Here is a 15,741-nt window from a genome sequence, read left to right as displayed (position 1 = left end):
TACTTGCTAAGACTTCTTCTTCTTGCTGAAGTCCATACTTGGGTGCTGCTCCTCAAACTGAGTCAGCCCCTGGTAAAACTTTGCAAAGCTTAGCAGCTCTGCCTCCCCAAACAACTTGCCCATAAAGGTGATGGTTGTTGGCATGCCATTTTTCTGGAAACCATTCGGCACCACCACGCAAGGGTGACCCGTCAGGTTTGTTACAACTAGGTTGTTGCTTGCAAAGGATGGGCTCAGGTATACGTCCACATCTTTCAGTGTTTCCTGCATCTGCTGCACCAGCAGGTTCCGCACCCGCTGTGCCTGCAGGTACTCCACCGCCGGTATAAAGCGCGCAGCCCGGAAAGTGTTTGGCCAGGCATTCTTGTGCTGGGCCACCAGCAGGCTATCACGGCCACTAAGGGTCAGCTCTTCAAACGCAGCGGCACCTTCTACTGATATGGTCATGATAAGCTCACTTATCGGCAGGTTGTCCGGAAGTGAAATTGGCACCAGCTCGACACCGGCTTTTCGCAACGCCTCCAGTGTTGCCTGGTCGTTTTGAGCAAAGCCATACTCCCGCGCAAAGTCATCCTTCAGGTAACCTACGCGCAGCTTCTTCGGATCTATACTTTTGTTGTAGTTAAACGGGGCATCATATACCGACTGATCTTTTCCATCAGGTCCGTAAATGGCGTTGAATACGATGGCACAATCCTCGGCAGAGCGAGCTATCGGTCCTATCTTATCCATCGACCAGCTAAGGGCCATGGCACCATGGCGGCTCACCCGCCCAAAAGTAGGGCGCAGGCCCGTTGTACCACAGGCTGTTGACGGAGACACTATGGAACCCAATGTTTCAGTACCGATGGCATATGGCAGCAGGCCAGCAGCCACTGCCGCCGCAGATCCTGCTGACGAGCCGCTGGAGCCTTTGCTGATATCCCACGGCGAGCGTGTTTTGCCGCCGTACCACACATCACCCATGGCCAGTGCCCCGAGTGTAGTTTTAGCCACCAGCACGCCCCCCGCATCCTGCAGGCGCTGCACCACAGTGGCATCCTCGTCTATCACCTGATCTTTGTAAGGCATCGCGCCCCAAGTGGTCTTATACTTTTCGGTTGATAACAAATCCTTCACCCCAAACGGAATACCGTGGAGCATGCCTTTATACTTGCCAGCCTTGATTTCCTTATCTGCCTGCCGTGCCTGCTGCAGTGCCAGTTCCTCTGTTAAGGTTGTAATGCATTCCAAGGTCGGGCCATACTTCTTAAGGCGTGCGATAAAGAACTTTGTCAGCTCCTCGGATGTGATCTGCTGCGTGCGCACCAGTTCTGCCAGCTGTGGCACAGAATAGAAAGCCAGCTCGTCGCGCTTGCGTGGCAGCTTTACCTTTGTTGGCCGCTCTACCTCAAACATCGATTTGCCTGCGGGGAAGGTATAGCCTACTGGAATGGGATTAAACACCAGTGCCGGAGCTACGTTGTTCGGCAAGTTCTGCTTGCGCAGCACCGCATAGTCTTTGCGATAGCTTTCCAGTTCCGAAATTGTAGAGTCCAGTTGCGCATCGGTGAAATTTAACCCGATTACTTTCTGCGCATCCTGCAATATCGCCACTGTCAGTTTCTCCTCTGCTACCCGGGCCACAAATGCTCCAGACACAAAGCAGGCTGCACCAAGTATGGCTATGGTTGTCTTTTTCATTTTATCTTTTATTGATTAGCCTTCTAAATTAAGAAATATTCAAAACAAGAGGGCTGCTCTTTCGGGCAGCCCTCTTGTTTTCTTCAAGAATATTAACATCCTTCTTAAGTAGTCAAGAACTTATAAGCTCTTGACCCACCTATGCTGCTTATTGATTAAGCGCAGGGTTGTTAAGAATCTCTGCTTGTGGTATAGGGAAGGTCAACTCATCATCATTCCATGAGAATGTCTCGCCTGGGAAGAACAAGTGGTTTGAACCTCTTGTAATTGACTGCTTCAGACGCTTCATTGCCAGGTAAGACTTACCTTCACCCCATAACTCGATACGCGTCTGCAGGAAGATTTCGTTTAACAATGCCTGACCAGAGAGTGCATCAATATAGCTTGCATCAGCAACTCGTGTAGACACCAGCATCTTCAACATTTCTCTTGCTTCCGCATCCATGCCTAGTCTTGCCTTCGCTTCTGCATTCAGCAGATAGATTTCCTCAAGGCGCATGTACACGTAGTCTGTTACCACGTTACGCTGTCCACCGATTCTTCTGTCAGGCGCATAGAACTTGTTAAGCGGCATCAGGTTACGGCTGTTTGTGGTTGGCACGAACTGCTTTTTTCTGATATCGTCTGCCGGAATAGCAGCATATAAGCTTGCATCGATGGCTTTAGGGTCACCTGCCCAAGCATAGCTATATGTAAACAAGTCAACTTGTCCCCACCAAGATACCAGGTCCAGGCCTATGTCCAAAGTAAGGTCTACACCCCAGATCCAGCTTTGGTTCGACACGTCGTTAAAACCTGCTGCATCTCTGTTCAGAATGTTACCGTCTGCATCAAACTGTGCAGCCAGTTGGTTCTTTGTCATTAAGCTATAGCCACCATCTGTGATGATGTCATTTGTCAATTCAACCACTCGCTGCAGATCAGACTGTGTTCCTCTGGCTGCCAGCACATAAGACAACAATCCTTTTGCTACTTCCTGGTTTACTTCGTTCTTAGCTGATCTGTCAAAGCCTTCCAGCAATGTAATTGCCTCCTCCAAGTCACTTACCATGAGGCTGTAAACTTCTTCAGAAGTGCTTAACGGCTGTGCAGGCGCCTCAGTATCCACATAGATAGGCAGGATTTTTTCTGATCCTGTACCATATCCCTGTGCATAGAACTGAGAAAGGTAGAAATAACCATAAGCACGCATCGCTTTTGCCTGACCCATGATGTACTCCTCCTCTGGCGTATCCAGTACCGCATCATTTCCACCCAAAATTCCAATCAGCGTGTTAGCACCAAAAATGATTCTGTAGTAGTAACGCCAAGGCTGATAGGCATCATCCAACGTGTTGTTGGTTGTAGCCTGATATCTTGCTACTGTGGAGTACCAGCCGTAGTTGATGGCTGATAAAACCATGTCAGAAGCAAGCATGTCGCTGTAGATATCGTAGCCTTTCTGACCAAAGTCATCATGGCCAGTTGTTCCGCCTGTTCCCGTGTTGTACATCGTAGAGTACAAACCTGCCGTAAATGCGTTCAACAGGGAAGGGTCCGTTTCGGCGGCTATTGCAATCTGCTCAGGTGACAACTGCTCAGTTGGCTGCTTATCCAGGAATTCCTCTTCGCAACCCGTCGACATAAATGTCAGAGCAAGTGCGCCTATGTATAAAAACCTATTTTTCATGTTACGTTAATTAAATTTTGATTCTTAAACCTGCTGTTACAGTAGAAAGTGGTGAGTAACGGTATGTGTTAGAGCTACCTGCTTCTGCAGTAGAAGGGTTGAAGCCGTCACGCTTTGTTTTTAACCACAGGTTATCGCCAGATACCCATACAGATAATCCGCCTACACCGATTTTGCTTGTGTAAGTTGCAGGAACTGTGTAGCTAAGACGCACATTGTTCAGTACCAAGTAATCAGCTTTAGTCAGGAAACGGGTAGAAACTGAGCTTACGTTTGCATCTCTGTTGTTTGACAGGCGCGGAACGTTTGTCACATCACCCTGCTGCTGCCATCTGTCAAGAATGTCAACGTGCCAGTTGTTACCACCAATGTTAGTGTTGCTCATCAGTCCTGCATAAGTGTAATCATATGCATATCCACCAAGGCTGTACAGCATCTGAACATTTAGGTCAAACCCTTTGTAGCCAGCACCGATATTAAACGCGCCTCTTACATCCGGAATTGCAGACTTGCCTACATATTTCTGTGTTGCATTTGCGTATGCTGTAGTTGTAGATCTTTTAAGATCACCTTCGCTTATCTCTGGGTTATTAGCCAGATAATCTGTTAAGCTAGTGATTCCTTCACCTTCGTCAACTATATCGTTACCATTGGCATCATTGTAGTAAACATTCCACATTGATAGTCCATTGTAAGATACACCAGCCCACTCTCTCATGTAGAAGTCATAAACTGAATGTCCTTCTGACCAACCGTATGGAGACTGAACGTCAATAGCCTTCGGACGATTAGTTGCCGGGTCTATTGGCATGCTCGTAATCTCGTTGCTGAAGATTTCGCCGTTTACGTTCAGGCTCAAACGATAGTCCTTGCCTTCAAACGCATTACCTGTGAAATCAAATTCTAAACCTCTGTTTCTCAAGCTACCTGCGTTCTGAGTAAGGATAGCATAACCCAAAGATGGAGCAACTCTTACGTCGAAGATCAGGTCATCTGTGTTCTTTACATAGTAATCTATACTTCCTAGAATACGGCTGTTCAGAACTTCAAACTCGATACCAGTCTGGAACATCTTAGAAGTTTCCCAAGTCAGATCAGGGTTACCTTTTGTATCAAAGGCGAAAGCCGGGTTATCGTTCAGGTTATCTACATCGAACAGGTCGTATCCAGGATAGAAACCTACACCTGCCTGATCACCAATCAAACCATAACTAGCTTTTAGTTTCAAAGAATTGAAGAGCGACTGGCTGTTCATAAAGTCTTCGCTGGAGATTAACCAGGCTGCACCTACTGAACCGAAAGTACCCCACTTATCTTCGCGGAATCTTGAAGAGCCGTCTCTTCTGATAGTTGCTGACAAGAAGTATTTCTTATCCAGATCGTAGTTAGCCTGTGCGAAATAACTCTCCAGTGCATACTCTTCTGTGTAAGAGTTAGAAGGGTTTGTTACTACAGCGTTTCCAATCTCTAGAATGTTTGGGTCTACCAGGTTATAGGCAGAAGCAGACAAATAGCTTCTGCTCCAGTCGGTTGCCTCATGCGCAGCAAGAACTTCTAAGCTGTGCTCACCAAAGTTTTTGCTGTAACGCAGCAAGTTCAACAAGTTGTAGTTAAACAGCTCTGTTCTTGCCAGGAAGATGCTACCGTTCTGTGATGCTGAACCACCGTAGTACTTATTTCCTCTGTTGATGTAATTGTTCTGGTAGTACTGGGCACCCAAACGGTTTTCGAAAGTCAAGCCTTCAAAAATTGTTATATCCAGGTTTGCGCTACCATTCAATTCGTTACGCTTGTCTCTGTTTACATCGTATGTTGCATCAGCGATTGCGTTTGTAAGACCACCAAAAGCACGGGAGAATCCTGTTCTTTCGCCATAGTCAAACTGGTTTCCACCAAAGATAGGGTCTGTGATCAGGTTGCCTTCGGCATCTCTCTGGTACAGTGGATAGATAGAAGGAATGTTATCAGAGAACCAGAAAATGCTTCCTGAGTCAGAGCTCTGTCCGTTTCTATTTGTTTCAGACCTAGCATAAGCGAAGTTCACACCACCTGTTAACCACTCTGTAATTTCCTGTCTTACGTTTAAACGGGCAGTCAGACGCTCATAATCAGAGTTGATCAGGTAGCCAACGTCGTTCAGGTAACCGAATGAAGTATAGTAGCTTGTCTGGTCATTTGATCCACCAAACTTAACATTCACTTCTTTTCGTGCTGAGTTCTGGAAACCATAATCTTCCCAGTTCTCCGGATCATACTTTCTTGTCACCCCTTCTCTAACCATTCTGGTTTCCGGGTCGATCAGTTCTGCACCGTTTGCAACATTCCACAGGTTATAGCCTGGAGAAATTCCTGAAGTAGAGAATAGTCTTTCGTTCGCGAAAGCTACAGGATCAACATCGTTTGCAGGGTTATTGTCTGCGTTGTTAATTGCTCTTCGCTGATTGAATAAAGCTTCCCAGCTCAGACCAATGTACTGCTCTGGTGACTTGATTGTCTCGTAGCGTGGCAGTAACTGCATGTTAGTACCAAGGTTAGCATCCACTTCGATATATGACTTTTTGCCTCTACCGCTCTTAGTAGTGATCAGAACCACACCGTTTGCACCTCTTGAACCATAAATAGCTGTCGCAGCAGCATCCTTCAACACAGTAGTAGACTCGATGTCAGCTGGGTTGATAGAGTTAAGGCTACCTACAAATGGAACACCGTCAACTACATAAAGTGGCGCACGGTTACCATTTACGGAACCGATACCACGGATACGGATAGTTGCTTCAGTACCTGGCTGGCCACTGGTGTTGATTACACGAACACCTGCAACCTCACCTGCCAACGCCTGAGAAACGTTTGAAACGTTCTTGTCTTCCAGCTTCTCTCCACTTACAACTTTTGCCGTACCAGTGAAAGACTCCTTTGTTGATGTAGAATACCCCACTACAACAACTTCCTGAAGTTGCTCCTGGTCAATAGCCAGTGATACGTTTACTGTTGAAGAATTGCCAATAGCACGCTCCACGTTCTTGTAGCCGATGTAGCTAAAAACAAGCGTGTTACTGCCTTCCGGCACATTCACAGAGTAACCTCCGTTAACTCCTGTTGCTGTGCCAACCTGAGTTCCTTTTACTAGTACAGTCACCCCAGGTAGTCCTTGCCCACTCGATGCGTCTGTCACTGTACCCGTTACCGTTCTGCTCTGAGCCTGCACCTGCTGAAGCAGCGCAAAGACTAGGGCAAAACTGAGTAGTAGCAGTCTTTTCATAAAATTGATTTTAAGATGAATATTTGGTTAGAATTGTGTTGTAAAACCAAATATAACTAAATGCAACTAAAAGAAAAACTCCTGCTGAAAAATTAAACCCTATGTTACAGTACATAATTCACGGCAAAACCAAAATGTTCCAACATCCATTCAAAACCAAACTTTGCGATTACCCGCTTGCCGCTATAGCAGATGTTACCACGTGCCGCTGCAGTTATGTTTATACTAAAGGTTCAGTTTATACTTGATAACATATCATTTTTCAGGGCCAACGATTCATCAGGAATAGTAAATTCTTTACTTGCATTTGATTATGCGTCGTAAAACAAGCTCAACAAACAATACATTTCCAATAATAAAGATAGTTTAATATTGATACTAGTTGATATGATGCAGTCAAACAGGCTATGTTATTTACTACTAAAGAAAGACTGCTTCGAACGACCTAGCAACAGGTATCCTATGTTTTGAAAACAAGGTTCGCCTTAGCGGCTTTCGGGAGGAAAAGTTATACTTAACAGGCAAGCATACTTTTTTTTCTTATTATGAAAATAGCACTTAAAACTCCAACTATAAGCTTTACCTCTTCAAGCTTAAGCAGTTAAGGTTTAAAGGAAATAAGAGGGAAGCCCTTTAACACCTCTCAGAACAACATACACCCCTTGTTATCATGCCTGATAGTTTCCTTCTCTAGAAGTTATACTTGCGTTGTGGCAGACATAAAGCTTAAGACACGAATACAAGCACTGTTACCTGCCTGTTGTTACCGTGTTCAGATTCTAGGATTTTCCGGTCAGCAGCAAAGTGGTGCTACTGTTGATCAAAAGACTACTCCATCCGCTTTATGTGAACTTCAAGCTCTCTATGCACATTAAGCCATCCGGCAAGGCCTTTACTTTTGACACAGAGAATAACATCAGGTTCACGAAGCCTGCTGCGGTACATGCTACAAGATGTAAAGCAACAGCATAACAAGCAAAGGTATAGTTGCCCGCAAATTCAACCATACTATACTATATACTATAAGAGCGCCCAGGTCAGCCAAGAGGCCTGACTCCTACTCCTGCGGCTTTAAAAGCACCTGTTATGGCTGCAATACTTAGTGCCGGGAATGGATGTGGATGGAATCTCCAACCGCCACCTGGCCGTTGGCGCTATGGAGCAGGTTTTGGCCGAACATAACTTTGTTGTTCTTCAGACGATAGGTAGAGAGGGTGCGCAGCGGCTCCTGCCCTTTCTCGCTGGTATCCTGGTTGATAGTAGTTACCACACACCGGGCACTGGGTTTTGCCCCATAGAAGGGAAGCGAGCCAATGTTGAAGTGGCCCCAGGTATCTTCCTCAAATGGCTGGCCACCCACAAACACGAAATTAGGACGGAAGCGGTTCATGGGCACCTGCTCTTCTTTCAGGCGGCTGTTCAGGTCATCCAGCGAGGCCTGTCCTATCAGTAGAAAGGGAAAATCATCGGCAAAGCTCACCAACTCCCCCTGTGCGGCATACTCGGGATCAACCAGTCGCTTTGAGTGTTCCAGCATGCGCACCAGGCGGGCGGGCATTCCCAAGGCATCTGTAAACCAGGCACTGGTGTTCCCGTTTACCTCCAGGGCCTTCACCGTGTCCCCCCATACTGTCACCTCCACTTCCCGGCCGCTGCCTTCTTTCGCTTCGAAGGGGATAAACAAGGGCTTCAGCAGGTCTTGCTTGTGTGTCACCAGCAGGCCATCATCCTGCAGCGCCACCTGCAGCAAAGCCATTTGCGCGTGCTGTCGCTGCGTCAGGAATTTCCCGGCTTCATCTACCAGCATCCAGCGGCGATCGTATTTCAGGCCCCGGTCCTCCACCTCCGCCTGCTGCACGCTAATGCCGCCCAACGATTTGATAGGGTAAATGTAAATTTCGGATAGGTGCATTTCTGGCATATGGCGCATCGATTAGGAATTGGGTGTACGTGCAAATATATTAAAACAGGGCGAATCACCTTTTTGAAGCTTGTACCAAAATTTATGATTCTTAATCAGCTCAAAATAGTAGCTTGCATTCTATAAACCAACCTTCACGATGAACAGAAAACAACACTTTGTACTGGCGCTGGCACTACTGCTGCTGCAAGCCCTACCTGCCTTAGCTGGGGGCGGGAAAGACATAAACGCCCTTCTCTGGCAAATATCAGGCAAAGGCCTGAAAAGCCCGTCCTATCTCTACGGCACCATCCATGCTGTGTGCCCGGACAAGCTGGTGCTATCCGATCTACTGCAGGAGAAGGTAAAGCAAACAGAACAGCTTACGCTGGAGCTGGACATGGATGACCCAAACATGATGGGCGAGATGATGCAGTACGCCAAACTGCCAGAGGGGCAGTCGCTGCAGGCGCTGTTCGAGGCTGAAGAGTATAAGGTGCTGTCGGACTATTTTACCGCTAACTACGGCATTGATATAAAACTGCTGGACGGCATGAAGCCGTTTATGCTGCAGACCATGGTGATGGCGAAGCTGACGGAGTGCACGCCTGAATCTTATGAGCAGCGGCTGATGGAGATAGCGCACAGCCAGAAGAAAGAGGTAGTGGGCATTGAGACAGTGCAGCAGCAGATGGCCGCTGTGGACAAATTGCCGAACGACATGTACGCCGACATGCTGGTGCGCATGGTGCAGGACATTCCGCAGGCAAAAGCCGATTACGACAAACTGGTGGAGCTGTACCTGGCCCAGGACCTGCAGGGCCTGGAGAACCTGATGAAGCGCGATTACTCCGAAGAAGACTATAAGAAATTCAATGAGGTGTTCCTGGTGCAGCGCAACAAGAGCTGGATTCCGATAATGGAGCGAATGGCCAAGCAGAAAGCAACCTTCTTTGCCGTGGGTGCCGGCCACTTATCCGGCGAGAACGGTGTGGTGGCGTTGCTGCGCAAGCAGGGATACAAGGTAACACCGGTCACGAAGTAAACCTTTTCTATTGTTGACAAGTATGGCAGGCACCGCAAAGGCGATGCCTGCCATACTTGTTTTAGCGTACGTATGAGAGTGCAGCAACTTACCACCGGATGAAGTATAACAAGGCCTTAAGTTGACTGTTACTTGTTATACTTACTCTTTATAAATGAGCTCTCTGTTCACCTAAGTAACGTATAACCACTTCCACCTTCATACTATCCTCTGTATAAAACATGACCCGTTTCCTGCCACCCCTTCTGCTTTGCCTGCTTTTTAGTTATACCTGCACTTTTGCGCAGGAACTGGCAACCTGTGCAGAAAGCCGCCTGCAGGCAACTCAACGCGAGGCAGTGGCAACACCCGAACACCAGCGGCTCATGAACCAGTACGACATGACCTTCTACAAACTGGACCTGCAATTGGAGCGCGACAGCCGCTACGTTGCCGGAAACGTGACGCTGCAAGCTAGGGCAAGGCAGCCGCTAAACGTTTTTGCCTTTGAGCTGCACCCCAACTTCCAGATAGACTCGGTGGTGGTGAACGGGCAGCGCCAGGCAAGTATAAACCGTGCAGGTGTGGAAGTAGCCGTGCCTCTTGCTGTGCCGGTGGCAGCGGCACAACTGGTAAGGGCCGTTATTTACTACAAGGGCACGGCACCCTCCGGAAACAACGCAGCCATCGGCAACGGCTTCAGCACGGCCCGGGAGCCACAGTGGGGGAATTCTGTAACCTGGAGCCTGAGCGAGCCCTATGCCGCCTACGAATGGTGGCCCACCAAGCAGGTACTCACCGATAAGGCCGATTCCGTACACGTTTTCGTAACCACCGCTGCCGAGAACAAAGTTGGCTCCAACGGCCTGCTGACGCGGGTGGTGGATTTGCCCGACGGCAGAAAGCGCCATGAGTGGAAATCGCGCTACCCGATTGATTATTACCTGGTGTCGGTGGCTGTGTCGGATTACGAGGAGTATGTGCAGGTAGCAAACCTACCCGACGCGCCTGCTCCCGTGCCCATTGTAAACTACGTGTACCGCGGAGGCGCTTTGGAGAGGTACAAACAGGAAATTGACCGCACCGCTGGCTTTCTGGAGCAATTCTCCGCGCAGTTTGGGCTGTACCCTTTTTACAAGGAGAAGTATGGCCACAGCATGGCACCCATGGGTGGCGGCATGGAGCACCAAACGATGACGACACAAAGTACGTTCACCTTCACTTTGACGGCGCACGAACTGGCCCACCAGTGGTTTGGCGACAACGTAACCTGCGCCAGTTGGCAGGATATCTGGCTGAACGAAGGCTTTGCGTCCTATGCCGAGTACCTGGCCCTGAAGCCCTACAGCGAAACGGCAGCAGAAAATTGGTTAAAGGATGCGCACACCTTTGCCCTGCAGCGGCCCCAGGGAAGTTTAAAAGTGGAAGACACCACCCGTGTATCCCGCATTTTTGACTACCGCCTTACTTATAAAAAAGGAGCCAGCGTGGTGCATATGCTGCGCTTCGAGCTGAACAACGATGCGCTTTTCTTCCAGGCCCTGCGCGAGTACCAGCAGCGCTTCGGCGGCGGCACCGCACGCACTTCCGATCTGCAACTGGTAATGGAGGAGGTTTCTGGCAAAGACCTTGATTACTTCTTCGACCAGTGGTACAGTGGCGAAGGCTACCCGATCTACGCAGTAGAGTGGAACCAGGAAAACGGCCAGGCCGTAATCCGATCCACCCAAACCACTAGCGCCACCACTCCCTTCTTCCGTTCTGATGTGGAGTACGGTATCGTTACAGCCAACGACACCATTGTGTACAGGCTAACGCAGGAGCAACCTGTAACTGAGCACCTGGTACAGGCGGATGCGCCGATTTTGGACATACTTGTAGATCCGAACAACTGGCTGCTGCAGGTAACAGAGCAGGTTGTACAGAATACCGCGCTCGAGATACCCGCGCCCGCCAATGCCGTGCTGTTTCCGAACCCGGTTTATACTTCAGAAGTGCACGTTGCCAACCTTTCCTTTCAGCCCAACACCGCCTTCATCTATGATGCGGCAGGCAGAACAGTCCGGCAGCTTTCAATGGCGCCTTCCTACCGGGCACAACTGGATGTAAGCAGCCTTAGCGGCGGCTGGTATTTGCTGCACCTCACAGACGGGCAGCAGCATTTCCGCAGCAGTTTTATCCGGATCAGGACAAAATAACTAGCGCCCGTAGCGCATCATCATAACTACCTTATCCGCCTCTTTCACATTGTATTCATAGGCAAGGCGCTTGTGGTTGATCAAATCTACAATGGTGCCTATAAAGCATAGGCCTGCGGTAAAGAAGTATAGCAGGCCTAGCCCGATCTGCCCCACAATAAAGCGCTGAATACCGGCAACCCCGAAAAAACCCACCACGGTAGTGAGCAGCACCAGCATCGGTTCACGGCGGCGGGGCCGGTAAATGTTTGCAAACTGGCGCCCTTCATCTTCGCTCATGTTTTGCACCAGCGATTGGATGTAGCTCATTTCGTCCGGCTCCAGGTCCGGCATCAGGTGTAGTATGCTTGCCATACGTATGGGTTATAGTTGGTGAATAAAATCTATTTACGTTTACCCAGGCCCATACTTAGACCCGCACTTCCACAGCCGCTGCCCGGGCAGAAGCCTGGATCAGCTGTCGTAACTGCGCCTGTTGTGCCTTCGGTTAAACAGCAGCAACCTGCCACAGCGCCCTAGTAGCAACAGCACCGCCGGCACCGCCAAGGGATGCGCCTGCCAGGACGCCTCCCACTCCCCCCGCGCCAGAAAGGCTATCGCATGGCCCAGTCCGCAGCCGGGGCACCCGCTTTCCAGCACCCAGCTAAAGGGGCAAAAGCTAAGCAAGTGCTCCTTTTCAGGGTCCATCAAAGCCAGAACCGAAAGACCTGCCAGCCACAGCACCACCTCCAACGGAAGCCTTGCCTGCAGCAAGCGGCCGTAGCCCAAAACAACCTGCACCTTTTCCATGTTAACCTTGCATTAGTGCCCCCGTACAGAACGATTACGTCATAATGTAGGATAATATTCTGGAAATCAAAAGCTATGAAAAACATTTACAGGCCACTGCCCCTCCTCCTGCTCCTCCTTTTAAGTGGATGTTTCCACCTGCTGCCTTCCGATGGAGGCGGCCAGGGCGACATTCGCACCGATATACGGCCCACAGACCCAGGTGACATTGCCCTGCCGGAAGGCTACAAGGCTGAGGTAGTGGCTACCGGCCTTACTTTCCCTACCGGCGTGGCGTTTGATGCGCAGGGGCAACTTTATGTGGTGGAGTCGGGGTACTCGTATGGGGAGGTGTTCCTGGAGCCAAAGCTACTGCGCGTGGAGCCGAACGGTACTGTTGCCACTGTGGCCACCGGACAACGGAACGGGCCCTGGACCGGCGTCACTTTCCATAACGGCAACTTTTTTGTAGGGGAAGGCGGCGAACTGGAGGGTGGTAAGATCCTGCGTATTTCGCCGGAAGGAAGTATAACACCTCTCGTCGAGAACCTCCCCACCATGGGCGACCACCATACTAACGGCCCCGTGATCGGCCCCGATGGCAATTTATACTTTGGCTTGGGCACCGCAACCAACTCCGCCGTGGTTGGGCCAGATAATTACGACTACGGCTGGCTCAAGCGGTTTCCGGACTTCCACGACATTCCCTGCCGTGACATTGTATTAAAAGGCCTCAACTACACCAGCACGATTCCGCTGGAAAGCAAGAGCGGCGTGCAAACCACAGGCGCTTACGTACCTTATGGCACCCCGACCAGGGAGGGGGAAGTGATTAAAGGCAGCATTCCCTGCTCCGGGGCTGTGATGCGCATTACGCCGGAAGGCGGGCAACTGGAACTGGTGGCCTGGGGCTTCCGGAACCCATATGGCCTGGCCTTCGCGCCTAACGGGCAACTGTACATCAGCGAAAACAGCTTTGACGTGCGGGGCAGCCGCCCTATCTGGGGCACGGCTGATTACCTCTGGAAAGTGCAGCCGGATACCTGGTACGGCTGGCCCGACTTTGCAGGCGGCCTGGCCATGAACGGCGACCGGTTTGAGGCACCTGACAAGAAAGCCCCGCAAGTCCTGCTGGCGCAGCACCCGAACCAGCCGCCCAAGCCAACCGCTGATCTGGGCGTGCACTCCTCCTCCAATGGCCTCGATTTTTCCAGATCCAATGCCTTCGGCTACCAGGGAGAGGTGTTCGTGGCGCAGTTCGGCGACATGGCACCGGAAGTGGGCAAAGTTTTAGCCCCGGTAGGGTATAAAGTGGTGCGCGTAAACGTGGAGAACGGTGTGGTAACTGATTTTGCCGCCAACAAAGGCAAGAAAGTAGCGCCCGCCTCCAAACTTAAAACGGGTGGGCTGGAGCGGCCGGTGAGTGTAAAGTTCTCACCAGATGGCCAAAGCATGTACATTGTGGACTTCGGCGTGGTTAAAATGACAGAAAAAGGCGCAGAGCCGCAGGTTAAGACGGGCGTAATCTGGAAAATCACTAAAAGCTAAGACGATGAAACGACTATTTATACTTTCCGCTACCCTGTTTCTGCTACTCTCGCTGAGCTACTGCGGCACTGCCCGCCGTGGCGTTCCCATGTTTGCGCCGCTAAGCACCGAGAACCCGGCCGTGGCACAGGGTGAGGTGGTGTATATGGAGTATTGCCAGAAGTGCCACCCTGGTGGAACCGCAGGCCTGGCGCCAGCCATCAACAACAAACCGCTGCCCGGCTTCCTGATGCGCTTTCAAATCCGAAACGGCGTGGGCATTATGCCTGCTTTTAAAGAGAACGTTATCTCTGACGGGGAACTGGATGACCTGGTTGCCTACCTGAAGGCTTTGAAGAAAGCTAAAAGAGAAGAGGGGTGATACCCGCCTGAGCTAGATATAAGAGTGCTGCCAGAAATAGCTTTTCCGGCAGCACTCCCAAAAGTATGGCGCAAAAAAAAGCCCCACAAGGTGAGGCTTTTTTCGGCTTACTATATGACGTTTACAGTTATTCTTCGGTTGAGGCGGCTCCGCCTTTCTCATTCATTCTAACCACACCGGCCTGGCCTTGTGCGTTAGTCATTCTTACTTCGTACACCACTTCGGCATTCGGAGCACCTGCTGCTGGCGCTACTTTGTAGATTTCACCTACTGTCCAGTCTTTATACACATCGCTCTTCAGCGCGTTCTGCACACCTTCCGGAAGCTGATCCTGCTTTACCAGTTCGCGTCCATCCTGCTTTACCTGTTCAGCCTGCTGCTGACCTTGTGTTTGCGTTTGCTGGTCTTGCTGTGTTTGCGTTTGAGCTTGTGTTTTCTTCTCTGTCTGCGTCTGTGCGTTGGCATCAAGAGAAGTTAATCCTAGTATGGCTATCGCTGCTGCGAAAACTGTTACTTTTTTCATAGGTTAATGTTTTGCTTTGATCTTTGTTCTCCTCCCATAGTAACAGAATCGTGCCAAACCTATATTATTTTACAAATACCTGTTAATTAACCATTTATACACATAACACAACAAGATGAATGTGTAGATTGTTCTGGCAACCTGGTCTTTTATTCTACAGGTTGTAGACTATTTCCACAGCATTATGCCAACCTTCCTTTTCGGGCTAAACCCGCTCCCGCGGCCAACCAATACACCTGAAGAAAGTATAAACACGCATACCGCATCTTGCTGTAAATGCCTAAGGCAGCCACCGAAGGATTTAGGCTCAGGTACTACTTCAGGACAAACAAATATTTTTATGACAGACAAGACACCACACCTCACAGCAGCACCCGCTAAACCAATTGTTGTGTACGACGGCGATTGCAGTTTCTGTAAGTTTTGGATAAGCCGCTGGCAACGCCTGACAAAGGACCAGGTAACTTACGTGCCGTTTCAGGAGGTGCCGGAGGAGTTTTACGGCATCAGCAGAAAGCAATTCAGGAAATCCGTTTACCTGATAACCAGGTATGGCCAGCGCCTGCGCGGTGCAGAGGCTGTGGCCGTGTTGCTGAAGATCAGCGGGTACAGCGGTACCTGGAACTGGCTTTACCACCACTTGCCCCTGGCAGATAAAATAGCCGAGCGCAGCTACCGTTTAGTAGCCGACAATAGGAACTCCTTTTACAAGCTGACAAAGCTCCTACTGTTCGCTAAAAGCTAAATTCAAACTTTATTATATAATTTTAGCAAAAGGCTTAAACTTGTATAATTTAAAGTATATTGT

General features: G+C 49.7%; 12 protein-coding genes. 5 read left to right on the top strand and 7 right to left on the bottom strand.

What is annotated here, in order from left to right; all coding sequences use genetic code 11:
• Window positions 1–6: 6 nt before the first annotated feature.
• The 4 genes from A0W33_RS10360 to A0W33_RS10345 form a co-directional block, all read right to left on the bottom strand.
• Complete coding sequence (locus A0W33_RS10360) at window positions 7–1,683, bottom strand: amidase (RefSeq protein ID WP_068838071.1); 1,677 nt, start codon at window positions 1,681–1,683, stop codon at window positions 7–9.
• Between the two features lie 148 nt (window positions 1,684–1,831).
• Window positions 1,832–3,352: a RagB/SusD family nutrient uptake outer membrane protein gene (locus A0W33_RS10355; protein WP_068838070.1), complete on the bottom strand. Its 1,521-nt coding sequence runs from the start codon at window positions 3,350–3,352 to the stop codon at window positions 1,832–1,834.
• A 10-nt stretch (window positions 3,353–3,362) separates the two neighbouring features.
• Window positions 3,363–6,611 (bottom strand): SusC/RagA family TonB-linked outer membrane protein, encoded by a 3,249-nt coding sequence (locus tag A0W33_RS10350; RefSeq protein WP_068838069.1) that lies wholly within the window; start codon window positions 6,609–6,611, stop codon window positions 3,363–3,365.
• A gap of 1,099 nt (window positions 6,612–7,710) precedes the next feature.
• Window positions 7,711–8,532, bottom strand: a complete 822-nt coding sequence (locus A0W33_RS10345; RefSeq protein WP_308428469.1) for an MOSC domain-containing protein — start codon at window positions 8,530–8,532, stop codon at window positions 7,711–7,713.
• A gap of 139 nt (window positions 8,533–8,671) precedes the next feature.
• On the opposite strand from A0W33_RS10345, the gene A0W33_RS10340 reads away from it, so the two are divergent.
• Together A0W33_RS10340 and A0W33_RS10335 are read left to right on the top strand one after the other, a co-directional pair.
• Window positions 8,672–9,556, top strand: coding sequence for a TraB/GumN family protein (locus A0W33_RS10340; protein ID WP_082815195.1), 885 nt, complete (start codon window positions 8,672–8,674; stop codon window positions 9,554–9,556).
• 221 nt (window positions 9,557–9,777) lie between these two features.
• The gene (locus A0W33_RS10335) at window positions 9,778–11,733 is read left to right on the top strand and encodes a M1 family aminopeptidase (RefSeq protein WP_068838068.1); all 1,956 of its coding nucleotides are present in this window, start codon (window positions 9,778–9,780) and stop codon (window positions 11,731–11,733) included.
• Here the strand turns inward: A0W33_RS10335 and A0W33_RS10330 are convergent, their stop codons facing one another.
• Complete coding sequence (locus tag A0W33_RS10330) at window positions 11,734–12,087, bottom strand: TM2 domain-containing protein (RefSeq protein WP_068838067.1); 354 nt, start codon at window positions 12,085–12,087, stop codon at window positions 11,734–11,736. It lies immediately after the preceding gene.
• Window positions 12,088–12,186: 99 nt separating this feature from the next.
• A complete protein-coding gene (locus tag A0W33_RS10325) occupies window positions 12,187–12,522 on the bottom strand; it encodes a DUF2752 domain-containing protein (RefSeq protein WP_068838066.1) in 336 nt (111 codons plus the stop codon).
• Window positions 12,523–12,597: 75 nt separating this feature from the next.
• On the opposite strand from A0W33_RS10325, the gene A0W33_RS10320 reads away from it, so the two are divergent.
• Together A0W33_RS10320 and A0W33_RS10315 are read left to right on the top strand one after the other, a co-directional pair.
• A complete protein-coding gene (locus A0W33_RS10320) occupies window positions 12,598–14,049 on the top strand; it encodes a PQQ-dependent sugar dehydrogenase (protein ID WP_068838065.1) in 1,452 nt (483 codons plus the stop codon).
• A gap of 4 nt (window positions 14,050–14,053) precedes the next feature.
• The gene (locus A0W33_RS10315; protein WP_068838064.1) at window positions 14,054–14,410 is read left to right on the top strand and encodes a c-type cytochrome; all 357 of its coding nucleotides are present in this window, start codon (window positions 14,054–14,056) and stop codon (window positions 14,408–14,410) included.
• Between the two features lie 127 nt (window positions 14,411–14,537).
• Here A0W33_RS10315 and A0W33_RS10310 read toward each other — a convergent pair whose 3' ends face one another.
• Window positions 14,538–14,933 carry a hypothetical protein gene (locus A0W33_RS10310; RefSeq protein ID WP_068838063.1) on the bottom strand — a complete coding sequence of 132 codons (396 nt, stop codon included), beginning with the start codon at window positions 14,931–14,933 and terminating at the stop codon, window positions 14,538–14,540.
• A gap of 340 nt (window positions 14,934–15,273) precedes the next feature.
• Here A0W33_RS10310 and A0W33_RS10305 point away from each other — a divergent pair, with 340 nt between their 5' ends.
• Entirely contained in the window at window positions 15,274–15,678 is a 405-nt protein-coding gene (locus tag A0W33_RS10305; protein ID WP_068838062.1) for a thiol-disulfide oxidoreductase DCC family protein, read from the top strand.
• Window positions 15,679–15,741: the final 63 nt, after the last annotated feature.

It is taken from the genome of Pontibacter akesuensis, from assembly GCF_001611675.1.
GTDB lineage: Bacteria > Bacteroidota > Bacteroidia > Cytophagales > Hymenobacteraceae > Pontibacter > Pontibacter akesuensis.
Note: the sequence above shows the minus strand (reverse complement) of the source record. Positions and strands in the feature narration are given on the sequence as shown.